The sequence below is a fragment of the Luteibacter sp. genome, from assembly GCF_036500425.1.
GTDB lineage: Bacteria > Pseudomonadota > Gammaproteobacteria > Xanthomonadales > Rhodanobacteraceae > Luteibacter.
Genome location: NZ_DASYCB010000009.1, coordinates 1 through 24,472, shown reverse-complemented (window position 1 = coordinate 24,472; position 24,472 = coordinate 1). Strand labels below are relative to the sequence as shown.

General features: G+C 64.0%; 22 protein-coding genes. 16 read left to right on the top strand and 6 right to left on the bottom strand.

All coding sequences use genetic code 11. The features are described 5' to 3' along the window. Positions 1–65: 65 nt before the first annotated feature. Genes VGN46_RS02240 through VGN46_RS02230 form a run of 3 tightly spaced genes read right to left on the bottom strand, consistent with a single transcriptional unit; the run spans position 66 to position 4,394 of the window. Positions 66–1,274, bottom strand: coding sequence for an acetyl-CoA C-acyltransferase (locus VGN46_RS02240; protein WP_331640169.1), 1,209 nt, complete (start codon positions 1,272–1,274; stop codon positions 66–68). 52 nt (positions 1,275–1,326) lie between these two features. Further along, positions 1,327–3,696, bottom strand: a complete 2,370-nt coding sequence (locus tag VGN46_RS02235; protein WP_331640167.1) for a 3-hydroxyacyl-CoA dehydrogenase/enoyl-CoA hydratase family protein — start codon at positions 3,694–3,696, stop codon at positions 1,327–1,329. Positions 3,697–3,728: 32 nt separating this feature from the next. Further along, complete coding sequence (locus tag VGN46_RS02230; RefSeq protein WP_331640165.1) at positions 3,729–4,394, bottom strand: TetR/AcrR family transcriptional regulator; 666 nt, start codon at positions 4,392–4,394, stop codon at positions 3,729–3,731. Between the two features lie 240 nt (positions 4,395–4,634). On the opposite strand from VGN46_RS02230, the gene ndk reads away from it, so the two are divergent. The 8 genes from ndk to moeB all read left to right on the top strand — a co-directional run bounded on the left by ndk (position 4,635) and on the right by moeB (position 12,634). Further along, the gene (gene ndk, locus VGN46_RS02225; RefSeq protein WP_247426371.1) at positions 4,635–5,060 is read left to right on the top strand and encodes a nucleoside-diphosphate kinase; all 426 of its coding nucleotides are present in this window, start codon (positions 4,635–4,637) and stop codon (positions 5,058–5,060) included. Positions 5,061–5,068: 8 nt separating this feature from the next. Further along, positions 5,069–6,193 (top strand): 23S rRNA (adenine(2503)-C(2))-methyltransferase RlmN, encoded by a 1,125-nt coding sequence (rlmN, locus tag VGN46_RS02220; RefSeq protein ID WP_331640160.1) that lies wholly within the window; start codon positions 5,069–5,071, stop codon positions 6,191–6,193. Next, complete coding sequence (gene pilW, locus VGN46_RS02215; protein ID WP_331640157.1) at positions 6,183–6,968, top strand: type IV pilus biogenesis/stability protein PilW; 786 nt, start codon at positions 6,183–6,185, stop codon at positions 6,966–6,968. Before rlmN ends, pilW begins: the two co-directional genes overlap by 11 nt. A gap of 89 nt (positions 6,969–7,057) precedes the next feature. Beyond that, a complete protein-coding gene (locus VGN46_RS02210) occupies positions 7,058–8,026 on the top strand; it encodes a helix-turn-helix domain-containing protein (protein ID WP_331640155.1) in 969 nt (322 codons plus the stop codon). A gap of 130 nt (positions 8,027–8,156) precedes the next feature. Then, positions 8,157–8,807: a YfgM family protein gene (locus VGN46_RS02205; RefSeq protein WP_331640153.1), complete on the top strand. Its 651-nt coding sequence runs from the start codon at positions 8,157–8,159 to the stop codon at positions 8,805–8,807. Beyond that, positions 8,804–10,000, top strand: coding sequence for an outer membrane protein assembly factor BamB (gene bamB, locus VGN46_RS02200; RefSeq protein WP_331640151.1), 1,197 nt, complete (start codon positions 8,804–8,806; stop codon positions 9,998–10,000). Before VGN46_RS02205 ends, bamB begins: the two co-directional genes overlap by 4 nt. A gap of 26 nt (positions 10,001–10,026) precedes the next feature. Beyond that, positions 10,027–11,436 (top strand): ribosome biogenesis GTPase Der, encoded by a 1,410-nt coding sequence (gene der, locus VGN46_RS02195; RefSeq protein WP_331640149.1) that lies wholly within the window; start codon positions 10,027–10,029, stop codon positions 11,434–11,436. Between the two features lie 28 nt (positions 11,437–11,464). Beyond that, positions 11,465–12,634, top strand: coding sequence for a molybdopterin-synthase adenylyltransferase MoeB (gene moeB / locus VGN46_RS02190; protein ID WP_331640147.1), 1,170 nt, complete (start codon positions 11,465–11,467; stop codon positions 12,632–12,634). Between the two features lie 57 nt (positions 12,635–12,691). Here the strand turns inward: moeB and VGN46_RS02185 are convergent, their stop codons facing one another. Continuing rightward, the gene (locus tag VGN46_RS02185) at positions 12,692–13,252 is read right to left on the bottom strand and encodes a GNAT family N-acetyltransferase (protein WP_331640145.1); all 561 of its coding nucleotides are present in this window, start codon (positions 13,250–13,252) and stop codon (positions 12,692–12,694) included. Between the two features lie 50 nt (positions 13,253–13,302). Between VGN46_RS02185 and folD the strand changes: the two genes are divergently transcribed. The 3 genes from folD (at position 13,303) to guaA (ending at position 17,411) form a co-directional block, all read left to right on the top strand. Continuing rightward, positions 13,303–14,157: a bifunctional methylenetetrahydrofolate dehydrogenase/methenyltetrahydrofolate cyclohydrolase FolD gene (folD, locus tag VGN46_RS02180; RefSeq protein ID WP_331640143.1), complete on the top strand. Its 855-nt coding sequence runs from the start codon at positions 13,303–13,305 to the stop codon at positions 14,155–14,157. Positions 14,158–14,305: 148 nt separating this feature from the next. After that, positions 14,306–15,760, top strand: coding sequence for an IMP dehydrogenase (guaB, locus tag VGN46_RS02175; protein WP_331640141.1), 1,455 nt, complete (start codon positions 14,306–14,308; stop codon positions 15,758–15,760). 94 nt (positions 15,761–15,854) lie between these two features. Beyond that, positions 15,855–17,411, top strand: a complete 1,557-nt coding sequence (gene guaA / locus VGN46_RS02170; RefSeq protein ID WP_331640139.1) for a glutamine-hydrolyzing GMP synthase — start codon at positions 15,855–15,857, stop codon at positions 17,409–17,411. Positions 17,412–17,558: 147 nt separating this feature from the next. Here guaA and VGN46_RS02165 read toward each other — a convergent pair whose 3' ends face one another. Further along, entirely contained in the window at positions 17,559–18,494 is a 936-nt protein-coding gene (locus VGN46_RS02165) for an AraC family transcriptional regulator (RefSeq protein ID WP_331640137.1), read from the bottom strand. A 97-nt stretch (positions 18,495–18,591) separates the two neighbouring features. Here VGN46_RS02165 and VGN46_RS02160 point away from each other — a divergent pair, with 97 nt between their 5' ends. The 4 genes from VGN46_RS02160 to VGN46_RS02145 all read left to right on the top strand — a co-directional run bounded on the left by VGN46_RS02160 (position 18,592) and on the right by VGN46_RS02145 (position 22,947). Continuing rightward, positions 18,592–19,623: an aldehyde reductase gene (locus tag VGN46_RS02160; protein WP_331640135.1), complete on the top strand. Its 1,032-nt coding sequence runs from the start codon at positions 18,592–18,594 to the stop codon at positions 19,621–19,623. Positions 19,624–19,685: 62 nt separating this feature from the next. Then, complete coding sequence (locus VGN46_RS02155) at positions 19,686–20,330, top strand: glutathione S-transferase family protein (RefSeq protein ID WP_331640133.1); 645 nt, start codon at positions 19,686–19,688, stop codon at positions 20,328–20,330. Positions 20,331–20,426: 96 nt separating this feature from the next. Beyond that, positions 20,427–22,163, top strand: coding sequence for a DUF4166 domain-containing protein (locus tag VGN46_RS02150; protein ID WP_331640131.1), 1,737 nt, complete (start codon positions 20,427–20,429; stop codon positions 22,161–22,163). Positions 22,164–22,647: 484 nt separating this feature from the next. Beyond that, positions 22,648–22,947: a hypothetical protein gene (locus VGN46_RS02145; RefSeq protein ID WP_331640129.1), complete on the top strand. Its 300-nt coding sequence runs from the start codon at positions 22,648–22,650 to the stop codon at positions 22,945–22,947. Positions 22,948–23,011: 64 nt separating this feature from the next. Here the strand turns inward: VGN46_RS02145 and VGN46_RS02140 are convergent, their stop codons facing one another. Then, positions 23,012–23,677, bottom strand: a complete 666-nt coding sequence (locus tag VGN46_RS02140; protein ID WP_331640127.1) for an O-methyltransferase — start codon at positions 23,675–23,677, stop codon at positions 23,012–23,014. A gap of 83 nt (positions 23,678–23,760) precedes the next feature. Between VGN46_RS02140 and VGN46_RS02135 the strand changes: the two genes are divergently transcribed. Further along, complete coding sequence (locus VGN46_RS02135) at positions 23,761–24,402, top strand: TetR family transcriptional regulator (RefSeq protein ID WP_331640125.1); 642 nt, start codon at positions 23,761–23,763, stop codon at positions 24,400–24,402. Positions 24,403–24,472 lie beyond the last annotated feature (70 nt).

The following is a 24,472-nucleotide window of genomic DNA, read 5'->3' as shown; positions in this document are numbered from 1 at the left end:
GCTTGCGCGCGATGGGTGCTTGCGGCAAGACCCATCGCGCGCAAGCGCGCTCCTACAGGGGGGGGTTACAGGGCTTCGAAGATACCGGCGGCGCCCATGCCGGTGCCGATGCACATCGTCACCATGCCGTACTTCTGCTTGCGACGGCGCAGGCCGTGGATCAGCGTGGCGGCGCGAATCGCACCGGTGGCGCCCAGCGGGTGGCCGAGGGCGATGGCGCCGCCCAACGGATTCACCTTGGACGGATCCAGGCCGAGGTCGCGGGTGACCGCCAGGGCCTGGGCCGCGAAGGCCTCGTTGAGTTCGATCCAGTCCAGCTGGTCCTGGGTGATGCCGGTCTGCTTCAGTGCCTTCGGAATCGCTTCCTTCGGACCGATGCCCATGATGTCCGGCGCCACGCCGGCCACCGAGAAGCCCACGAAGCGGGCCAATGGGGTCAGGCCGTAATCCTTGATCGCCTTCTCCGAGGCGAGCAGCAGCGCACCGGCACCATCGGACATTTGCGACGAGTTACCCGCCGTGACCGAGCCACCGAACTGGCCGTTGCGGAACACCGGGCGCAACTTGCCCAGCACCTCGAGCGAAGTGTCGGCGCGCGGGCCTTCGTCGATCGAGATGATCCGGCGGTCTTCCTTCACCGTGCGGTTCTTCAGGTCCGGATACCGATCATCAAGCTGGAACGGCGTGATCTCGTCCTTGAACTCGCCGTTCTGGATCGCGGCCAGTGCCTTCTGGTGCGACGCCAGGGCGAACGCATCCTGGTCTTCGCGGCTGACCTTCCAGCGCTCGGCGACCTTCTCGGCGGTGATGCCCATGCCGAAGGCGATCGCGCGGTTTTCGTCGTTCTCGAAAATCGCCGGGTTCATGGCGATCTTGTGGCCCATCATCGGCACCATGCTCATCGACTCGGTGCCGCCGGCCAGCATCAGGTCGGCTTCGCCCAGGCGGATACGGTCCGCGGCCATGGCGATGGCCTGCACGCCCGACGAGCAGAAGCGGTTGATGGTGACACCCGGCACCTGCTCGGGCAGGCCGGCAAGCAGCACGCCGATGCGTGCCACGTTCATGCCTTGCTCGGCTTCGGGCATGGCGCAGCCGATGATCGCGTCGGCGATCATGGCCGGGTCGATGCCCGGGGCCTGTTCCATCACGGCGCGGATGACGTGGGCGAGCATGTCATCGGGGCGGGTATTGCGGAACACGCCGCGCGGCGCCTTGCCCACCGGGGTGCGGGTGGCGGCGACGATGTAGGCGTCTTGCACTTGCTTGCTCATGGAATGCTTTCCTTTAAGGGGGCAGGTCGGTTGCGTAAGAGCGCTTGGCGCGTCAGTTACGCAGCGGCTTGCCCGTCGTCATCGTGTGGGCGATGCGGGCCTGGGTCTTTTCGGTCTGGGCCAGCTCGACGAAGTGCTTGCGCTCAAGGGCGAGCAGCCACTCTTCATCCACCGCCGAGCCGCGTTCGACCCGGCCGCCCGAGAGCGTGTCGGCAATGCGGCTGGCGATGTTGATGTCGTGCGGCGAGGCGAAATAACCCTCGGCCATGTTCGCGAGATTGGCCTTGAACGTGGCCGTGCTGGTGTCGCCCGCCGCGGGAATGGCGCGCGCCGGCATCGGCGGACGGTAGCCGGACTCGGCCATGGCCAGCGCCTGGGCTTTCGCCACGTGCAGCAGTTCAAATGCGTTGAAGACCACGATGTCTTCCTTGCGCAGCAGGCCGAGCGTCTTGGCCTCAATGGCGCTGGTCGAGACCTTGGCCATGGCGACCGTCTCGAACACCTTCTTCAGGGACTCAAACGGATCTTCGGGATTCTGCTGCGCGGCACGCACCGCCAGTTCCTTCAGGCCGCCACCGGCCGGGAGCAGGCCCACGCCGGCTTCGACGAGACCGATATAGCTTTCCAGCGCCGCGACGGTGCGCGCCGAATGCATCTGGAATTCGCAGCCGCCGCCCAGGGCGAGGCCACGCACGGCTGCCACGACCGGCACCAGCGAATACTTGATCGCCATGCTGGTGGCCTGGAAGTTCGCGACCATGGCCTCGAACTCGGCAAGCTTGCCGGCCTGGAGCAGGCTCAGCGCGCCCTTGAGGTCGGCGCCGGCCGAGAAGGGCTCGTTCGGCTGCCACAGCACCACGCCACGGAACTGCTGTTCGGCGAGGCGGACGGCATGCTGGATGCCATCGAGCACGTGGTCGTTGACCGTGTTCATCTTGGTCTTGAACGAGATGATGCCGATACCATCGCCCTGGGTCCAAAGGCGCACGCCGTCGTTCTCCCACACGGTGCTGCCCTGGTCGAACTTCTCACCCAGGATCGGATCCGGGAAGGCCTGGCGGGCGTAGACCGGGTGGGTCGAGCGCGGCTTCTCGGCGTTGGCGCTGACGGAGTACGAGCCGGCCTTGCCGTGCACGCCGTTGCGGCCATCGGTGACCCATGCGGGCAGCGGAGCGCTGCTCATGGTCTTGCCGGCCGCAATGTCTTCGGCGATCCAGCCAGCGATTTGCTGCCAGCCGGCGGCCTGCCAGAGTTCGAACGGCCCAAGCTTCCAGCCGTAACCCCAGCGGATGGCGAAATCGACATCACGCGCGGTCTCGGCGATGTCAGCCAGGTGGAACGCGGTGTAGTGGAACAGGTCGCGGAACACGGCCCACAGGAACTGCGCCTGCGGATCTGCCGAGGCGCGGAGCTTTGCGAACTTCTCGGCCGGATCCTTGATCGCCAGGATCGCGGCGACCTCGTCGGAGGCCTTGCCTTCGGACAGGCGGTAATCCTGCTTCTGCAGGTCGAGGACCACGATGTCCTTGCCGGCCTTGCGGTAGAAGCCCGCGCCGGTCTTCTGGCCTAGCGCCCCCTTGTCGATCAGGCCCTTCAGCCACACCGGCGGCTGGAAGTACTTATGCCAGGGGTCGTCCGGCAGGGTATCGCCCATGGTCTTGACCACATGGGCGAGCGTGTCCAGGCCGACCACGTCCGCGGTGCGGAAGGTGGCGCTCTTCGGGCGGCCGATGGCCGGGCCGGTGAGTGCATCGACGGTGTCGAAGCCCAGGCCGAACTGCTCGGTGTGGAACATGGTCGACAGCATCGAGAACACGCCGATGCGGTTGCCGATGAAGTTCGGGGTGTCCTTCGCGTAGACGACGCCCTTGCCTAGGGTGGTGGTCAGGAAGGCCTCGAGACCTTCGAGCACGCCCGGCTCGGTGAGCTTCGTCGGAATCAGCTCGACGAGGTGCATATAACGCGGCGGATTGAAAAAGTGGACGCCGGTGAAGCGGTGGCGCATCTCTTCCGGCAGCGCCTCGGCCAGGCCGTTGATCGACAGGCCGGAAGTGTTACTGGCCAGCACGGCGGTCTTCGACACATGCGGCGCGATCTTCTGGTAGAGGTCCAGCTTCCAGTCCATCCGCTCGGCGATCGCCTCGATTACCAGGTCGACATCCGCCAGCAGGGCCAGGTCATCCTCGTAATTCGCCGGGATGATGGCCGCGCCCAGCGACTTCTCGGCCAGCGGTGCCGGCGAGAGCTTGGCCAGGTTGGCGATGGCCTTGAGGGCGATACCGCTCTTCGGGCCTTCCTTCGCGGGAAGGTCGAACAGCACGGTTTCCACATTGGCGTTCGTCAGGTGCGCGGCAATCTGCGCGCCCATGACGCCGGCGCCGAGTACCGCGGCCTTGCGAATGCGTAGCGGTGTTGCGGTCATGGTGATCTCCAGGGTGCAAAAAGTCGTCACGGTCAGCGTGGGCTGGCCGGGGCGTTCGAAACGGATGGGTTGCGCATGCCGGCGGCGGCGAAGCGGATGAGGTGTTCGGCCGCGGTCTCGCGGTGGTCGCGCTCGGCGACGTCGCTCTTGCGCTGGATGATGCCGAAGTCGGCCATCGCGTAGGTCAGGGCGCCGGTGACGATATCCAGGCGCCAGTAGATGTCTTCCTTCGCCAGGCCGGGCAGCAGGCGGGCGAATTCCGCGGCGAACTGGCGCAGGATGTGGCCGTAGTTCTCGGAGAGGAACCGGCGCAGGGTCTCGTTATGCTCAGCGTAGGCGCGGGCCAGCACGCGAACGAAGGCGGCACCGCCGCCGTCGGTACGGGAGAGATCCAGCGCCGGGCGGATATAGGCGTCCAGGACATCTTCCAGGCTGGTGTCGTCCCTTCCGGCGAGGCGCTGCAGGGCGGCCAGGCGGCGGGTATTCAACTCATCCAGCCGGCGCCGGAACACTTCTTCGATCAGCTTGTCTTTTGAGCCGAAGTGGTAGTTCACGGCGGCCAGATTGACCCGGGCAGCGGCCGTCACCTGGCGCAGGGAAGCCCCGGCGAAGCCGTGGGTCGCGAACAGCGCCTCGGCGGCGCCCAGGATCCGTTCCTTCGTACTGCGCTCACGTGAGGCGTAGGGGGCAGGGGTCATGGTCGGGCCACTCCGGCGGGTCAGTTTGAATCAAACGATCGTTTGAGAATACGCCTGGCTTTATTTGGTGGTCAATGTGCGCTGCACAACCCTGCAAACGGCGCGCGGATGAGCTAGAATCCGTCAAGAATTCGTGAGCTAAGTCCGTCATTCCTGACGGCTTTGCCTTCAAACTTTCACCGGGCGTCCCTGCGGACCCCGGCATTATCTGTTTCTTCAATCCTTTCCCGGAGCACCCGTATGGCGCTGGAGCGCACCCTTTCGATCATCAAGCCCGACGCTGTCAAGAAGAACGTCATCGGCGAAATCCTGGCCCGTTTTGAAAAGGCCGGTCTCAAGATCGTCGCCGCCAAGATGAAGCAGCTGACCCGCGAAGAGGCCGAAGGCTTCTACGCCGTCCACAAGGAGCGTCCGTTCTTCGGCGCGCTGGTCGAGTTCATGATTTCCGGCCCGGTGATGATCCAGGCGCTGGAAGGCGAAGGCGCAGTCCTCAAGAACCGTGACCTGATGGGCGCCACCAATCCGAAGGAAGCCGCCGCCGGCACCATCCGCGCCGACTTCGCTGAATCGATCGACGCCAATGCCGTGCACGGCTCGGATTCGCTCGAGAACGCCGCTAACGAGATCAAGTACTTCTTTAACGACTCGGACGTCGTTTCGCACTGAGAACTGCCGTGAATACGCCTGCCGACAAGGTCAACCTGCTCGACTTCGATCGCCAGGGCCTGCGCGATTTCTTCGCCAGCCTGGGTGAGAAGCCGTATCGCGCGGACCAGGTCATGAAGTGGATCTACCATCGTCTCGAAGACAAGTTCGAGAACATGACCGATGTCGGCAAGGCCCTTCGCGAAAAGCTCAATGCCAGCTGCTATGTCGGGCCGCCGTCGACCGTGTTCGAAAAGGCCGCGGTCGATGGTACCCACAAGTGGCTGCTCGGCATGGATGGCGGCAACGCCATCGAGGCCGTCTATATCCCGGAGCCGACCCGCGGCACGCTGTGCGTGTCATCACAGGTCGGCTGCGCCCTGAATTGCCAGTTCTGCTCCACGGCAACCCAGGGCTTCTCGCGCAACCTCTCAACGGCCGAAATCATTGGCCAGATGTGGGTCGCCGCCAAATTCCTGGGCAACGTGACCCACCACCAGCGCCGCATCACCAACGTGGTGATGATGGGCATGGGTGAGCCGTTGCTCAATTTCGATAACGTCGTGAAGGCCATGAGCCTGATGCGCGATGACCTCGGTTTCGGCCTGGCCAGCAAGCGCGTCACCCTCTCCACGGCCGGCCTGGTGCCGATGATCGACAAGCTCTCGGCCGAGAGCGACGTCTCGCTGGCCGTGTCGCTGCACGCTGCCAACGATGAACTGCGCACCGAGCTGGTGCCGCTGAACAAGCGCTACAACCTGGCCGAACTGGCTGGCGCCTGCGAGCGTTACATCCGCCGGGCGCCGCGTACCACCATCACGTTCGAGTACACGCTCATGAAGGGCGTGAACGATCGCCCGGAGCACGCGCGCCAGCTGATCAAGTTCATGCGCCGCCTGCCGGGTAACAATAAGGTCAACCTTATCCCGTTCAATCCGTTCCCGGGCACGCGTTTCGAGCGTTCGGAGCCGGAAGAGATCCGCGCGTTCCAGACGCAGTTGCTGAATGCCGGGGTGCTTACCATGCTCCGCCGCACGCGCGGTGACGATATCGATGCCGCCTGTGGCCAGCTGAAGGGGCAGGTGGTTGATCGCACGCGCCGTCAGGCGGAGTTCCGCAAGAAGCTCGAAGAAGGGGTTGTGAATGCGGCTTGAGCGGTGGGGGGTGGTGGTTGCGCTCGCGGTGGCGTGCGCCGGCTGTGTGACAACGGGCGGCGATGGCCCAGGGGCCCACTTGAAGCAGGACTCGAAGGCGGACGAGCGCCGGCATGGCGCTGAGATCCACACCGAGCTCGCGACGAAGTACATGGAGCAGGGCAACCTCGAGGGTGCCATGGACAAGCTCAACAAGGCGGTGCAGTTCGACCCCACCTACGCCCCGGCGCATACCGTGCTGGGCGTTCTCTATGAGCGCATCAAGGACCCTGCCAACGCCGAGCTGCAGTACCGCAAGGCGGTGGAACTCGACCCGAAGAAGGGCGATACGAACAACAACCTCGCCGTGTTTCTCTGCCAGCGCGGCCGGGCGGCCGACGCAAAGCCGTTTTTCGATCGTGCCCTGGCTGACCCGTTCTACGGCACGCCGGACCTGGCGCTCTCGAATGCCGGTACCTGCGAGCTGAAGGCGAAGGACTACGACGGAGCCGAGACGTACTTTCGCCAGGCACTCGATCGCAACCCGAAAAACGCGGACGCCCTGTTTCAGATGGCCAACGTGTTGTACCTTAAGAACGATGCATTCCGGGCCCGTGCCTTCCTCCAGCGCTTTGAGGCGCTAGGCGTGGCCAGCCCGGATGCGTTGAAGCTCGGACACGATATCGAGCTCCGTCTGGGCAACGGGGAGGTTGCCCAGGACTATGCCAAACGTTTGCGCGCAACGTTCCCGGATTCGGAACCCGCGCACGCTCTTGAAGCCACTGCACGTCAATGACCACTGCATCGTCGAATTCAAACGGTCGGGACGGGCGCGAACAGGATCTGTTCGCAGGCATCGAGCCCTTTGTGAACAGGGAGGACGCCATGGACCCGCAGACTGATTCCCAGGCCGCCGATGGCGGCCGTGTCCTGATCGACCACGTGCCGCCCGAGGGCCACTTCGGTGCCCGCCTGCGCGCGGCGCGCGAGGTGCGTGGCTACACCGTCGAAGCCTGCGGCCAGGCCTTGCGCCTGCCGGTGCGCTTGCTGCGCCAGCTCGAGGCCGGTGAGTACGGTGGCATCGATTACCAGGTGTACCTCAGCGGTTACCTCACCAAATACGGGCGCCATGTCGGCGTGGACGAGGAGGCCATCCAGGCCGAATTGTCCCGCCTGGTGCCGCGCCAGCCCGAGCTGGTCGTGACCGGCGGCGTTTCGCATTCGCGCTACCTGCTCGAGCGCTACGTGACCGCCGCGACCTACGTGGTCCTTACCGCAATCATCGTGGTGCCCATGGTATGGCTGGGCGTGCGTGGCACGCTCGACCGCGATATGCCGCGCCTCGCGCCGCTCGATGCCGCGCCCGTGGCCCAGCAGGATGCGCCTGCCGCATCCTCGACCAGCGCCACCGCCCTGGCCACCGCTACCCAGCCGCGGCCAGCCGCGCCGGTCGAGAGCCGCCCGGAAGACCAGCAGCCGGTGCTGGCCAGCATGGCCATGTTCCCGCCGCTGGATCACAGCGCCGCCAGGACGCCGCTGGCAACGAGCCCGGCCACGCCTGTGGCTAACGCTTCCGGCCAGGGTGGGCACGACCTCACGCTCAACCTTCCCTCGGCCAGCTGGGTGGAAGTGACGGATGCGTCGGGGCAGCGCCTCGAGTACGGCATCCTGCCGGCCGGCACGCAGAAGTCGTACCACAGCGATACCGCACTTGATGTGCGCATCGGCAACGCCGGTGGGGCCCAGGCCACGGTGGATGGCCAGCCTGTACAGATCGAGTCGTTCCGTCGCGCCAACGTCGCTCGCTTCCGCGTCGATGTGCGTGATGGCAAGGCGGCACCGGTCGCTTACTGATTGACCCGGCGCCGCCTTGCGGCGCTTTTCGGGTATCCTTGCCTATTGATCCGCGCCGCCATCCCCGGATGGCCGGCTTGGGCCCGTTTCTTCCAAGGTTTGCTGCGCCACGAGCGCAGTGGGTGATTGCATGGCATTCGACGTTTACGACGATTACGAACAGGGCGAACGCGTCCAGCAGTGGCTTCGCAAGAATGGCGTCTCCATCCTGGTGGGCATTGCCCTCGGCCTGGCGCTCATCTTCGGCTGGCAGCAGTGGAAGTCGCATCGCGCGGGTCACGAACAAGCCGCCGCCGGTGAGTACAGCGCCCTGCAGGCTGCCGCCGCGACCAACAAGACCTCCGAATCCGATGTCCGTACCGAGACCCTGATGAAGGAGTACTCGGATACGGCGTGGGCGGTGTTCGCGGCCAGCGAGCGCGCGCAACGCAGTGTCATGGCAGGTCAGTTCGACAAGGCCGCCGGTGATCTCGACTGGGCCCAGGCCCATGCGAAGGACGACACCCTGAAGTCGCTCGTCAGCCTGCGTTTCGCCCAGCTGAAGTACGCCCAGGGCAAGCCCCAGGAGGCGCTCACGGCACTCGATTCTTTCCCGGGCAAGGGCTTTTCGGCCTCGACTCAGGAACTCCGCGGCGACGTGCTGGTCAAGCTGGGACGCCAGGACGACGCTCGCAAGGCCTATCAGGCGGCGATCGCCGCCATGGGCGACAGCGCACCGCAGCGCGGTGTGGTTCAAACCAAACTCGATGATCTGGCTGTGGCCGGTAAGCAGGGTGCATGAAACGTTTCTGGGCAATCGCGTTGACTTCGTCGCTGGCCGCCGTGGCCGGCTGCCATTCGTTTAAGAAGGAAAACGTCGAACCGCCGACCCCGCTCGACAAGAAGCTCGAGCCGTCCATCAAGGTGGATCGCCTGTGGAAGAACAGTGTCGGCGACGGCGCTGCCGAATCCGGTATCCGCATGCGTCCGGCCGTCGTCGATGGCGTGGTCTACGCCGCGAGCACCGATGGCAAGATCGCCGCGTTCGATGCGACCTCGGGCAAGAAGCTGTGGTCCAAGAGCACCCGCCAGCACGGCTGGTTCGGCTGGGGCGACGCCAAGCGTGAAGATTCGCGCTTCTCCGGCGGCCCGGGCGTGGGTGGTGACCTGCTTGCCGTCGGTACGCTCGATGGCCACGTCTATGCCATGAACGCGAAGGATGGCGAGCGTCGCTGGGCGGCCGAAGTCTCCTCTGAAGTCGTCACGGCCCCGGTGGTCGTCGGTGATCTCGTCGTAGTTCGCTGCAACGATGGCCGCCTCTACGGCCTGGATGCGAAGACCGGCGAGCGCCGCTGGGTCTACGACCAGTCGCAGGTGCCGCTGCTCAGCCTGCGCGGCAATGGTCGCCTGCTGGTGGCTAACGGCGTCGTCTTCACCGGTAGCGATGCCGGCAAGCTCGTGGCCGTTCGCCTCGACAACGGCGAGAAGCTCTGGGAACAGACCCTCTCGAGCGGTGAAGGCCGTACCGAGATCGATCGCCTGAACGATGCCGATGGCGCGATCAGTCTTGACGGCACCACGCTTTACGCAGGCGCCTATCACGGTGATATCGCCGCTTTCGACGGCCCCAGCGGTCGCCCGTTGTGGAACCACAAGTTCTCGACGTTCACATCGCTCGATGTGCACGACAACTCGCTTTATGGCGTGGACGACACCTCGCAGGTGTTCGCCTTCGACAAGACCAGCGGCGCCAACATCTGGAAGCAGGCCGGTCTGAAGTGGCGCTGGGTCAGCGCACCTTCCGCCCAGGGCAATTACGTGGTGGTGGGCGATCTCGATGGCCACATCCACTGGCTTAACGGTGCCGATGGCAAGATCGTGGCTCGCGAGCGCCTGTCCAAAAAGGCCATTCGCGCGCAGCCCGTGGTATCCGGCGACGTCGTATACGTAGAAGACGTGGAAGGTCACGTCGGCGCGTACCGCATCGCCCATTGATTGACTGAAGGACCTTAGCTTCCCCCATGTTACCCGTCATCGCCCTGGTCGGCCGCCCCAACGTCGGTAAGTCGACCCTCTTCAATGCGCTGACGCGTAGCAGGGATGCTCTTGTCGCCGATATGCCCGGCGTCACCCGTGATCGTCACTACGGTTTCTGCCACCTCGGCGAACGTCCGTTCGTGGTGGTCGATACGGGTGGCCTTTCCGGTAGTGACGAAGGCATCGAAGGCCTCACCGCATTGCAGGTCCGTCTCGCCATCAGCGAGGCGAACCTGCTCGTCTTCGTGGTCGATGCCCGTGAAGGCATCCTGCCGCTCGATGCGTCGATCCTCAACGAGCTGCGCCGTAGCGGTAAGCCGATCATCGTTGTGGTCAACAAGACTGACGGCACCGACGAAACCACGGTCATGGGCGAGTTCGCTTCGTTCGGCGTGGCCGAAACGCTGCCGATGTCCGCGGCGCACAACCGCGGCGTCGATCGCCTGGTCGCGCACGCGGTGCCGCACCTGCCGCTGGATGAAGACGACGGTGCCGAAGCGCGCATGTCGCTGGAAGAGCAGGGCATTCGCGTGGCCATCGTCGGTCGCCCGAACGCCGGCAAGTCCACGCTGATCAATCGCCTGCTCGGTGAAGAGCGCCTCATCGTTTCCGACATCGCCGGTACGACGCGCGATCCGATTCGCGTCCCGCTGGAGCGCGACGGCAAACGCTTCACCCTCATCGATACCGCCGGCGTCCGCCGCAAGGCGCGCGTTGAAGAGGCGCTTGAAAAGTTCAGCATCATCAAGACCTTGCAGTCCATTTCTGCGGCACAGGTCACGCTCATCATGATCGATGCGCGCGAGAACCTGGCCGACCAGGACCTGACCCTGATCGGTCACGTGATCGAGGAAGGTCGCGCCCTGGTCGTGGCGGTGAACAAGTGGGATGGCCTGGATGCCTACCAGCGTGAGCAGACCCAGCGTGCGCTCGAACGCCGCCTGGTGTTCGCCGACTGGGCCAAGATCGTGTTTATCTCTGCGCTACATGGCTCGGGCATGCGCGAGCTGATGCGCGCCGTGGTGCGCGCCCATACGGCAGCGACCAAGGAACTCAGCTCGAGTGACCTGACCCGGACCCTGGAAAAGGCCTACGAGTCGTACCAGCCGCCGTTGGTGCGTGGGCACGCGCCCAAGCTGCGCTACGCGCATCCGGGCGGCCACAACCCGCCGACCATCGTCATCCACGGCAGCCGCACGAAGCACATCGCGCCGGCTTATCGCCGTTATCTGGAAAACTTCTTCCGCAAGCGCTACAAGCTGGAAGGCACGCCGATCCGTATCGACTTCCGCGACGGTGAGAACCCGTTCGCCGGCAAGAAGAACGTGCTTTCGGCAAGCCAGGCGCGCAGCCGCCAGCGCATGATCCGCAACGCGAAGCGGCGCGAGAAGTAAGCGCGCCGCACCTCCCGGAGGTGCCCGCATGACCGAAGCCCTTGATCGCGAGCGCTGGTTGAACGACCTGCGCTCGCGCGTCCCCGAAGTGACGGTGATCGACGCCCTGGCCCGCCAGTCGGGTGGTGCGTTGTTGCTCGATGTGCGCGAGGACAACGAACGGGCGACAGGTTCGCCCTCCGGCGCGATCGGGCTTTCGCGCGGATTTCTTGAGCTGCGCATCGAGCAGCTCGAACCCGATCACGATCGCGACCTGCTCTTGTTGTGTGGCAGTGGCCAGCGCTCGTTGCTTGCCGGCGAAGCGCTACAGCGTATGGGCTATCGGCGAGTGCATTCGGTCGCAGGCGGCATGGCCGCATGGAAGACGGCGGGCCTTCCCGTGAGCGCGGGTACCCTGGATAGTGATGCCGCCGAACGCTACAGCCGTCAGGTTCTGCTGGCGCAAGTCGGCGAGGCAGGGCAGGCGAAGCTCGCCTCCGCGCGTATCGTGGTGATTGGTGCCGGTGGTCTCGGCGCACCGGCACTCCTGTACCTCGCAGCGGCCGGCGTAGGCCACATCACGATCATTGACGATGACCGTGTCGAGCGCTCCAACCTGCATCGGCAGGTGGTGCATGCCGATGCACGGGTCGGTGTCGGCAAGGCCGAATCGGCACGCATGACGTTGCTGGCCCTGAATCCCCGCGTGCAGGTGCAGGTCGTTGCCGAGCGTTTGCGGGCCGGGAATGTCGAGGCACTGATCCGCGATCATGACGTGGTCGTCGATGGCGCCGACAACTTCGCGACACGCTATCTGCTCGCGGCCGCCACCCGTCGCCTCAGCATCCCGATGGTCTACGCGGCCATCGAGCGCTTCACTGGCCAGGCCAGCGTCTTCGATCCGCGTCGTGATGACTCACCCTGCTATCGCTGCCTGTTCCCTGAGCCGCCCTCGGCGGCCGATGCGCCAAACTGCGCCGAAGCCGGCGTGCTCGGCGTGCTTCCCGGCATCCTCGGCCTCGTCCAGGCGACCGAGGCGATCAAGATCGTGCTCGGCATCGGCCAGCCTCTGGTTGGCCGCCTGCTCACCTATGACGCCCTGGGCATGCGCTTCCGCGAACTCTCCCTGCGCCGCGACCCCGCATGCCCCGGCTGCGGCGCTGAGGCCACGTTTACGGGTTACACCGACCTCGAACACATGTGCGCCGCCGCCCTGTAGGAGCGCGCTTGCGCGCGATCCACGCTGAGGCAAGAGCCATCGCGCGCAAGCGCGCTCCTACAAGGGCGGGGTTGCTGAGTACATGGCGGCGTCGACAGGTATTTCGTTAATAACCAATCGATTAAGCAATATTCCTTCGAAACTACCTCCGATACGCTCGGCGGCTTTTCGGCTGGGCAGGTTGTCATGGGCAGCGACGATCTCGACGCGCGAAAGGCCTGCGACCTCGAACGCCCAGCGCAGGGCCAGTTTGCCCGCGCGCGTCACAATGCCCCGGCCGTGCGCGGACTCGCGTACCCAGTAGCCGAGGTTCGCGAAGCGGTGCTCGCGATTGCGCTGGTTTACGCCCATGCCACCCAGGAAGCGATCGGTGTGCGCATCGACAATGACCATCTCGAATCCATCGCCGAGTAGCCATGCCTGCTTACACAGGCGGATCCAGTCCTGCGCGGTGGCCGTGTCGTAATCTGCACGCGCCCAGGCCAGCCACGGCCCCGCCGTGCCTACCGATTCGCGCACGGCTTCGGCCAGGCCCTGCGCATCGTCATCGCGGTAAGCACGCAAGCGTACGACGCCGTCGGTCAGGTCATGCGGGTAGGGCACGGTATCAATGGTCATTCCTCATTAAATCACGGATAATGCACCGCTTTTCGCAGGGCGAACTTTCCATGACGGCACGGATCCTCGACGGCAAGCGCATCGCCCACGAATTGCTGGAGCACATCGGCCTGCGCGTTGCGAAACGGGTCTCCGAAGGTCGCCGCAGGCCCGGCCTCGCCGTGGTGCTTGTCGGCTCGGATCCCGCCTCCGCGGTGTACGTCAAGAACAAGCGTCGGGCCTGCCAGCAGGTGGGCTTCGAGTCGTTCGGTTACGACCTGCCGGCCGAGACGTCGCAGGACGAACTGCTCACCCTGATCGATAACCTCAACGCCGATCCCGCGGTGCACGGCATCCTGGTGCAGTCGCCGCTGCCGGATCACATCGACGAAGACGCTTTGGTCGACCGCATCGATGCCCGCAAGGATGTCGATGGTTTCCAGGCGGTCAACGTCGGCCGCCTGGCGTTGCGCCGCTTTGGCCTGCGTCCCTGCACCCCGAAGGGTGTGATGACCTTGCTCGGCCATACGGATCGCCCGGTGCGTGGCCGCCACGCCGTGATCGTCGGTGTTTCCAATCACGTCGGTCGCCCGCTTGCGCTTGAGCTATTAATTGCAGGTTGTACAGTAACTTCCTGCCATAAGTTCACGCAGAATCTCGAATCGTTTGTGCGCCAGGCCGATATCCTCGTGGTTGCCGCTGGCAAGCCCGGTCTGGTCAAGGGCGAGTGGGTCAAAGATGGCGCCGTGGTCGTGGATGTCGGCATTAACCGCCTCGAAGATGGCCGCCTTGTCGGCGACGTCGAATTCGGCCCGGCCGCCGAGCGCGCCTCCTGGATCACCCCCGTCCCGGGCGGCGTGGGCCCCATGACCGTCGCGACGCTTATGGACAACACCCTCGAGGCCGCCGACGCACTGGATGCCTGACCTGTAGGAGCGCGCTTGCGCGCGATGGGTGCTTGCGGCAAGACGCATCGCGCGCAAGCGCGCTCCTACGAGGGCGGTGTGTCGCACCCACTGTCGCAATGTTGCAACGCAGGGTATAATGGTGTGATTTACTCGCGGGACTAATGCTATGCGCATCCTTGCCGAGGCACTCACTTACGACGACGTGTTTCTGGTTCCCGGCCACTCCACGGTTCTGCCGCGCGATGTGGATACCTCAACGCAGTTCACCCGCGGCCTCCGCCTGAACATCCCGATCGTATCCGCCGCCATGGATACCGTCACCGAGGCGCGACTGGCGATCACCATGGCCCAGAACGGCGGCCTTGGCATCATCCACAAGAACCTCACGCCCGAGCAGCAGGCCGAGCAGGTCCGCCTGGTCAAGAAGTTCGAAGCCGGCGTCATCCGCAGCCCGATCACTGTGCGTCCCGATACCTCGATCGGTGAAGTCATCGCACTGACCCGCGCGCACAATATCTCCGGTGTCCCCGTCGTCGACGGCGAGCGCCTGGTCGGCATCGTGACCGGCCGCGACATGCGCTTCGAGCGCAAGCACGACGACCCGGTCCGCAACATCATGACGCGCGAAGAGCGCCTCATCACGGTGAAGGAAGGCGCGTCGCACGACGAAGTCCTCGAGCTCCTCCACCGCAACCGTATTGAAAAGGTCCTGGTCGTCAACGACGGCTTCCAGCTGCGTGGCCTGATCACGGTCAAGGACATCCAGAAGGCTCGCGACAACCCCAACGCCGCCAAGGATTCGCATGAGCGCCTGGTCGTCGGTGCTGCGGTCGGCGTCGGTGGCGATACCGAAAAGCGCGTCGAGGCCCTGGTGGCCGCCGGCGTCGATGTCATCGTGGTCGATACCGCGCATGGCCATTCGCAGGGCGTGATCGATCGTGCTGGCTGGGTGAAGAAGCGCTACCCGCAGGTCCAGGTCGTGGCCGGCAACATCGTCACCGGTGAAGCGGCGCGCGCGCTGCTCGATGCGGGCGTCGATGCGGTCAAGGTCGGCGTGGGCCCGGGCTCCATCTGCACCACCCGTATCGTCACCGGTATTGGCGTGCCGCAGATCACCTCGATCGACCTGGTCGCCACGGCGCTCAAGGGCGAGATCCCGCTGATCGCCGATGGCGGCATCCGTTACTCCGGCGATATCCCGAAGGCCCTGGCCGCCGGCGCTTCGTCGGTGATGCTCGGCTCCATGTTCGCCGGCACCGAGGAATCCCCGGGTGAAGTCGAACTCTTCCAGGGTCGTTCCTACAAGAGCTATCGCGGCATGGGCTCGATCGGTGCCATGCAGCTGGGTTCGAAGGATCGCTACTTCCAGGATGAAGCCGACGCCGACAAGCTCGTGCCGGAAGGCATCGAAGGTCGTGTGCCGTACCGTGGCCAGATGCGCAACATCATCCATCAGCTGATGGGTGGCCTGCGCGCTTCCATGGGCTACATGGGCACGGCCAATATCGACGAGATCCACCAGAAGGCCCAGTTCGTGAAGGTCACGGGTGCCGGCGTGCGCGAAGCGCATCCGCACGATGTGCAGATCACGAAGGAAGCGCCTAACTACCGCCTGGACTAATGCCTCCGGGCGCTTGATCCAGGTGACCCAGGACGCCCGCTCGAAGTGGGCGTTCTGCTTTTTGCCTTACCGAATTCCACTGCAGGCCGCACCGATGACCGATATCCATAGCGACAAAATCCTCATCCTCGACTTTGGCTCGCAGTACACGCAGCTGATCGCCCGCCGCATCCGCGAGATCGGCGTCTATTGCGAAGTGTGGGCCTGGGACCACGCGCCGGACGATATCCGCGGCTTCAACCCGCGCGGCGTCATCCTCTCGGGCGGCCCGGAATCGGTGACGGAAGCGGATTCACCCCGCGCGCCTGACGTGGTGTTCAATCTCGGCGTGCCGGTACTCGGCATCTGCTACGGCATGCAGACCATGTCGGAACAGCTCGGTGGCAAGGTCGAAGCCGGCCACCACCGCGAGTTCGGTCCGGCCACGGTCACCTTCGCCTCGTGCGGCCTGTTTGATTCGGTGATGGAGCAGGGTGAAGAGCTCGGCGTGTGGATGTCGCACGGCGATCGCGTCACCCAGTTGCCGGAAGGTTTCCGCTCCACCGCCTCGACCTCGAGCCTGCCGCTGGCCGCCATGGCTGACGACGAGCGCCGTTTCTACGGCCTGCAGTTCCACCCGGAAGTCACCCACACCAAGAAAGGCATGGAGCTGCTCCGCCGCTTCGTGGTGGACCTTTGCGGTTCCGACACCCTGTGGGATGCCGCCCACATTATCGAAGACGCCGTCGTCCGCATCCGCGAGCAGGTCGGTTCCGACCGCGTGCTGCTCGGCCTGAGCGGTGGTGTCGATTCCTCGGTCGTCGCCGCGCTGCTGGAGAAGGCCATCGGCCACCAGCTCACCTGCGTGTTCGTCGACACCGGCCTGTTGCGCTACCAGGAAGGCGACCAGGTCATGGCCACCATGGCCGAACACATGGGCGTTCACGTCATCCGCGTGGATGCGAAGCAGCGCTATTTCGACGCCCTTGCCGGCGTGGAAGACCCGGAAGCCAAGCGCAAGGTGATCGGCCGCCTGTTCATCGAAGTGTTCGATGAAGAATCCGCCAAGCTCGAGGGCGTGAAGTGGCTCGCCCAGGGCACGATCTACCCGGATGTCATCGAATCCGCCGGCAGCAAGACGGGCAAGGCCCACGTCATCAAGAGCCACCACAATGTCGGTGGCTTGCCTGAGCACATGAAGCTCAAGCTGGTCGAGCCGCTGCGTGAGCTGTTCAAGGACGAAGTGCGCCGGATCGGCGTCGAGCTCGGCCTGCCGCGCGAGATGGTCTACCGCCATCCGTTCCCGGGTCCGGGCCTTGGCGTGCGCGTGCTCGGCGAAGTGAAGCCGGAATACGTCGACCTGCTGCAGCGTGCCGATGCCATCTTCATTGAAGAGCTGCGGGCGCATGGGCTGTATGACCGCGTTAACCAGGCGTTTGCGGTGTTCCTGCCGGTGCGCTCGGTGGGCGTGGTCGGTGATGGCCGGGCTTATGAGTGGGTGATCGCGCTGCGGGCCGTGGAGACGATCGATTTCATGACGGCGCATTGGGCGCACTTGCCTTATGACTTTCTTGATAAGTGCTCTACGCGCATTATCAATGAGTTACGTGGTATTTCTCGTGTTGTTTATGACATTTCGGGGAAGCCGCCGGCTACGATTGAGTGGGAATGACTTCTCGCCTGGTGATTTAATTTTTCCGGGAAAAGGTCACTTTGAGTGACCTTTTTTCGTTTTTGGTAAACCAGCCTATTTGCGTCGGTTTAAAAAATTCGCATTTTGGTCACTATGGGTGACCAAAACTCCAAAAAACTAAACTCCCTACTGGGTGAGCTCGGCGACGGCCCGAGCCGCAAGGCGATAAGCCCGCGGCGATTCACCAACGGCCCGCTTGAACGCCGTACTAAAAGCACTTTCCGAGGCGTACCCCAATGCCTGGGCAAGCACGGCCACGGTGGTCTTCCCTTCGCGTAAGGCTCGGGTGGCAAGATGCATCCGCCACGCACTCAGATAAGCCAAAGGCGTACTCCCGGCCACATCCCGAAACCGATTCGCAAACGTCGTCCGCGACATCGCACACGCCTGCGCAAGCTCATCCAGCCCCCAGGAGCGCGCAGGTTCGGCATGCATCAGCCGTAAGGCCGGTGCGATGCGCGGATCACCTAACGCACGTAGCCAGCCCGCGGGCATCGGGCCGGAGGTCTGCAGATGCGCCCGCAGGATCTGGATAAACAGCAATTGTGCGAGCTGGGCCGAGGCGAGCTGCGTGCCTGGCTGCTCGGTGCATCGCTCAGCGACCAGTTCGGCCAAGAGCCAGCGGAACGACGCTGCCTGTGGTGACTCCGCATCCACATGGATCCACGCCGGCAGCACATCCGCGAGCAGTCGGCCGCTGGCAGGATCGAGCAGCACGTGTCCGCCGATATGAGCGAACTCACTACCATCGCCCAGCATCACGACGGACTTGCCCGAACCCGAGAACACCGCCATGGCATCTTGCGGCGGCACGCCAAGGTCGCTGGCCAATACGAGCCGGCGTTTGGCCGTGATCAGGCCGACATCGCCGGTGCTGAACCAGACAGGCTCCGGCTCGCCCTCGATCGTGACCCAGCAGCCACCTTTGACCACGGCGAAGAACTTGATGCTCGAGGGGGGCGGAAAGGCGATCGCCCAAGGGCCACTGGCACTGAAACCCCCGGTCACGAGCGATTCCGCCTGGGTGAACCTGATGATGTCGGAGAAGGGATCCGCGCTCATGGCCGTACTCTGGAGCAAGTAATGCGCACTATATCGCATTCACCGTACGGCATCCGCCCCCTAAGCTTTCGGTATTCAGTGACTACCGGAGCACCCCATGAACCAAGAACTCGTCCTCGTTACCGGCGGTACCGGTTTCATCGCACAGCACTGCATCATCGCGCTACTGGAGCGTGGTTACCGCGTTCGCACCACCGTGCGTACGCTCGGTCGCGAAGCGGAGGTACGCGAAAACCTGCGCACCGCGGGCCTGGACGCGGGCGATCGGCTCGCCTTCGTGCGTGCTGACCTCAGCGATGATGCGGGCTGGGCTGAAGCGGCCGAAGGTTGCACCTACGTCATGCACGGTGCTTCGCCCACGCCCTCTGGCGACCAGGTGCGCGAAGACGACTGGATTCGCCCCGCGGTGGACGGCAACCTGCGGGTACTGAGGGCCGCGCGGGACGCGGGCGTGAAGCGTGTCGTCCTTACCTCCGCATTTGGCGCGGTCGGCGCAGGACACAAGCCTGGCTATCCACGCCCGTTCAAGGAGACCGACTGGAGCGACCTGCAAGGCGATATCGCGCCGTACCAGAAGTCGAAGACGCTGGCCGAGCGTGCCGCATGGGATTTCGTCAAGCGCGAAGGGGAGTGCCTGGAGCTCTCTTCGGTGAACCCCACGGCCGTGATGGGCCCCGCTTTGGGCGCGGACTTCTCGCATTCCGTCCGCCTGGTGAAAAACCTGCTGGAAGGCCGACAGAAGGGTTGCCCGAAGATCAATTCGGGTTTCGTCGATGTTCGCGATGTGGCCGACCTGCACCTTCGCGCGATGCTTGATCCGAAGGCGTCAGGTGAGCGCTTCATCGCCACAGCGGGTGAAAGCATGTCGATGGCCGATGTGGCACGGGTACTCCGCGAGCGCATGGGCCCCGCCGCGGCAAGGGTACCGACGCGGGTGCTGCCGAACTGGATCGTCCGCCTTGCCGCACGCAAGAACCCGGCGTTGCGCCCCGTGGTCGCATTGCTCGGCGTAGACCTCAGCGCCACCAGTGCGAAGGCGCAGCGCATGCTGGGGTGGAAGCCGCGTTCGCGCGAGGATGCGATCGTAGCGAGTGCGGAAAGCCTGGTGCGGCTGGGGTTGATTGGCTGAGCGCGCTCCTGCAGGCGCCATGGGTTACCCTGCGACCTCCCGACGATGACTGGAGGTGCGCGATGGCCGGCCTGATCCTCAGCACGTTCGACTGGGTGCCCGAGGCGCCACGCGGCTACGTTCGCGACCTGCGCGTCCGTTGGGCGCTGGAAGAAGCAGGGATCCCTTACGAGGTTCGTGGTGTCTCGTTCAAGGAGCGCGACGCCGAGCACTTCGCCCATCAGCCGTTTGGTCAGGTGCCGTGGATCACCGATGGCGATATCTCTATTTTCGAAAGCGGTGCGATCCTCCTGCACGTGGCGAATCGCAGCGAGACGTTGATGCCTGGCGATGCGCGTGGTCGCGCGGAAGTGACCGAATGGGTTTTCGCTGCCCTGAATTCAGTGGAGATGGCCAGCGTGCCGTGGTCGATCATGGTGTTTTCCGAGGAGAGTCGCGAATCGTCCGCGTGGCAGAAACTCGATGGTTTCCTCCGACTTCGCCTAGGTCACATGGAAACTGTCCTGGCTAAGCGCGAATGGCTTGCCGGGCGGTTCTCCGTCGCCGACATCCTCATGTCCGATGTCCTGCGCCTGGTCGATCGCTTCGATGGGCTGGCGGATTTCTCCGCATGTAAGGATTACGTCGTGCGAGCAACGGCGAGGCCCGCCTTCAAGAAGGCACGCGCGGATCAGGTGGCGCATTTCGCTGCGGCGGATGTCGCGTAAGGCAAAAGGAGGCAGCATGATCGACTTCCCGGCGGTTTGACGGCAGGCGTGCCATTCGCGACAGTTCGCGAAACTGGATCACATGAGCGTCGGTGGATGGATGACAAGCACGAAGGAACGACAGGACACAATCCCAGCGGATGGTCCGGTGGACAGGCGCATCGGCGCTCAAGCCTTTCCCGGATCCTGATCCTCGGCGGCTACGGCGTCTTCGGCGGACGGCTTGCGCGACTCCTCGCCGACATCCCGCAGATGGAACTAACCATCAGCGGCCGTGACCTGGCTCGGGCGGAGGCGTTCTGCGCCACGTATAAAGGCAACGCCCGGGTGCGGCCATTGAAGCTCAACCGCCTCGACATCGCCCAGGTCCTTGCCGCCGACCGGCCTGACCTCGTCGTCGACGCATCAGGGCCGTTCCAGGATTACGGCGCGAACCCGTATGGGGTCATTGAGGCCTGCATCGCTGCGCGCGTCGACTATCTCGATTTCGCGGACGCGGCTGACTTCGTCTTCGGCGTCGCTGCCCTGGACGCCAAGGCAAAAGAAGCGGGCATCTTCGCGCTGAGCGGTGTCAGCAGCTTCCCCGTCCTTACCGCCGCCGTGCTGCGTGAACTCGCCCGAACCATGGACATCATTAGCGTCGATGGCGGCATCGCGCCCTCGCCGTACGCAGGCATTGGCCTGAACGTGATGCGCGCGGTGGTCGGCTACGCCGGCGCGCCGGTGAAGCTATGGCGCGATGGCAAGCCAGGGCAAGGCATGGGCCTCGCCGAAAGCGTCCGCTTCACCGTGGCCGTTCCTGGCAAGCTGCCGCTGCGGAACATCCATTTCTCGCTGGTCGATGTGCCCGACCTGCAAGTGATCCCGCCGGAACATCCGACCCTGCAGAGCATCTGGATGGGTGCGGGCCCCGTGCCCGAGATCCTGCACCGCATCCTCAACCTCCTGGCCACGGCCCGCGCACATGCCAGCCTGCCGTCGCTCGAGCCTCTCTCACCGCTGTTTTACTGGGTGCTCAACCGCATGCGGTTTGGCGAGCACCGTGGCGGCATGTATGTCCGTGCTCATGGCATGGCCGAAGGTAAGCCAGTCGAGCGCAGCTGGCACCTGCTGGCCGAGGGCGATGATGGCCCGTACATTCCATCAATGGCCATTGAGGCCATGGTGCGCAAACTGTTGAAGGGCGAACGCCCGGCGCCAGGCGCGCGGCCGGCTACGCAAGCACTTGAGCTCGCCGACTATGACGACCTGTTCCGGGGCCGTTCGATCCACACCGGCTTCCGCACGGATGACCCTGCGGCGCCACTGTACAAGCGCATCCTTGGCTCGGCCTTCGAGAGCCTTCCGGGAATGCTGCGCGAACTGCACGGGACGGCATCAGCGCGGCAGTGGCAAGGCAGCGCGGAAGTGCGCCACGGCGGTGGACTGATCGCTCGCGTCATTCGCGCGGTGATCGGTTTCCCGAAGGCCGGGCGGAACGTGCCATTGACCGTCCACTTTAGCCCTGAGGACGGTGGCGAACGTTGGACGCGCACCTTCGATGGCAAGGATTTTTCATCACACCAATCCGCGGGCACCGGTCGCGATGAGCATTTGCTGGTCGAGCGCTTTGGTCTCGTATCGTTCGCGCTCGCACTCGTGGTCGAAGAAAATCGCCTCCTTCTCATGCCACGACGCTGGTCTTTGCTTGGCATCCCGATGCCAGGCTTCATGCTGCCCAAAGGCATCAGCTTCGAACACGAAGAAGGCGGTCGGTTCTGTTTTGACGTGGAAATCTCGGCACCAGGCGTCGGACTGATCGTCGCCTACAAAGGAAAGTTGCACCCCATGTAGGAGCGCGCCTGCGCGCGATCTGCCGAACCGCAGTAGCGGGATTCACGTCATGTCCCTTGGTAGGCCGTCGAGCTACTCTCCCACGCGTTGTCCACTGCGTACCTCGTTAGCGAGGATGACATTCGTCGGTGTCATCCGCTGACTTGATGGCAGTGATCTCCTGGTGGATGATATTCGACTCAGGCGACTTCACGGCCGCCAACGACGAAGTCATCACATCGGAGCAGGACATCACGGATGGAACGACTTAGAAGGAGCTGGATCCGACTTACGACAGTTCTCATCAGTGCTGCGGCCATACTCGCCGCTATCGCAGGCCACGACACGATACTTTCTGATCGGGTCCATCTGGATGATTTCTCCTATATCGATTGCCTTTCGGCCCTGGATGAGGCCAGCAATCACGTCACTGACGAGCGTTATGAGATGTCGCTCAAATGCGTTCAATACGCAAGGAAGAACTGCATGCGAATGGGAGCTCTTCATGCTGCCTGAAAGGATTCGAGCGTTTACCGCGAGCCTCGTTGTGCGCACCGAGAACAACGAGTTTGTCTGGGTTTACGACGACATACATTCGGCTGCGACGCTACGCGCCGACGCTTTCAAAATGATGCTTCGCTACTCCTTCAGCAGCACGGAAATATGCGGCGAGTTTGCGATTATCTACACTGATCATGATGGTAAGGAATATCGGTTTTATACCAACCAGCAGCATCAGGACTACGATCTCGTACGTCGGCTTTACGAAGTCGCACAATCCTCTGGCATGCGCCTTCCGTTCTGAGCGCGTCACCGTGGAGGTCCGGACTTCTACAGGCACATGAAGACTGCAGAAGGCCGGGAAAGGATCAACCGATCCGCATCGAGAGTTCTACATCGTCGGAGAACGGAACCGACAGATACCCGCTGTTCGCCGACCGAACACGTGCCATGTACTCAGGGCTATAGTCAGCGTTGTCAGCGATAACCAGTGCGCCAACGCGCAGACAGGGTTCGAGCAGCGACAGAATGTCCGGATAAAGCGCCTTCGCACCATCCAGCAGCACAAGATCGATGCTCTCGGGCAGGTCAGTCGCGAGGGTCTTCAACGCATCGCCTTCGCGAATCTCGACAAGATCGATGACCCCGCCGGCGGTGAGGTGCTCCCGTGCACGAATCACCTTGGATGCCTCGAACTCGCTGGTAATGAGTCGGCCACCGCCGTTATCGCGGAGCGCCGCCGCGAGGTGCAACGTAGAGATGCCGAACGAGGTGCCGAATTCAACGATGCTGCGCGCCTTGGTGCTACGGGCCAGCATGTACAGCAACGCGCCCGTGTCACGGGATACCGGCAACGGCAGGTCCTTCATCGCCCCGTAGAAATCCAGGTACTCGGTCTTGCTATGCATGAGGCGGGAGCGGTCCGCATCCGTCAGGCTCTTCAGGGCGGGGTTGTCGGTCCAGGACACCTGGTCGGCCTCGCGGAACAGGCGATCGACGAGGCCGGCGAGGGGCGCGGTGGTGAGGGTGGTCATGGGTGTCTCCGGTTGCGGTGAGTGGGCTTGGGATTAGAATGTGACGAATTCGTCATGTTTTCTATTCGCATTCCGGGGACGCCATGGCCAACCAGCAAAATCCACCGATTTCCTCGCGAAAAAGCCCGAAACAGGCACGCTCCAACGACCTCGTCGCGGCAATCCTTGAGGCGGCGGCTCAGGTTTTAGCGAAGGAGGGTGCCGCCCGATTCACGACAGCACGGGTTGCCGAGCGCGCAGGTGTGAGCGTCGGCTCGATCTACCAATACTTTCCGAACAAGGCGGCGATCCTGTTCCGCTTGCAAAGCGACGAATGGCGCGAGACCAGCGACATGCTGGCCGATACGCTAGCCGACGACGGCCGGCCACCGCTGGAGCGTCTGCGAACACTGGTGCGCGCCTTTATCCAGTCGGAGTGCGACGAGGCTGCGATGCGCGTGGCGCTGGATGATGCTGCCCCGCTGTACCGCGATGCGCCGGAAGCGCGTGCGGCGAAAGCCAATGGCACGCGCGTATTCCACACCTTTATGCAAGAGGCGCTGCCGGAAGCTAATGATGCGACCCGTGCCATGGCGGTGTCATTGATCGTTTCCACCCTAAGCGGCGTGGGCAAGGATTTTTCCTCAAGCCCACGCAAGCGCGGCGAGATCGATGCATTCAGCGCAGCAATGGCAAATATGTTCTGCGCGTACCTGCGTGAGACAGCGGCCGCGCGCAGCCGCTAACTGCACGTCGCTTTTTTGTAGGAGCGCGCTTGCGCGCGATAGGGTGTGCCGTGAACCCCATCGCGCGCAA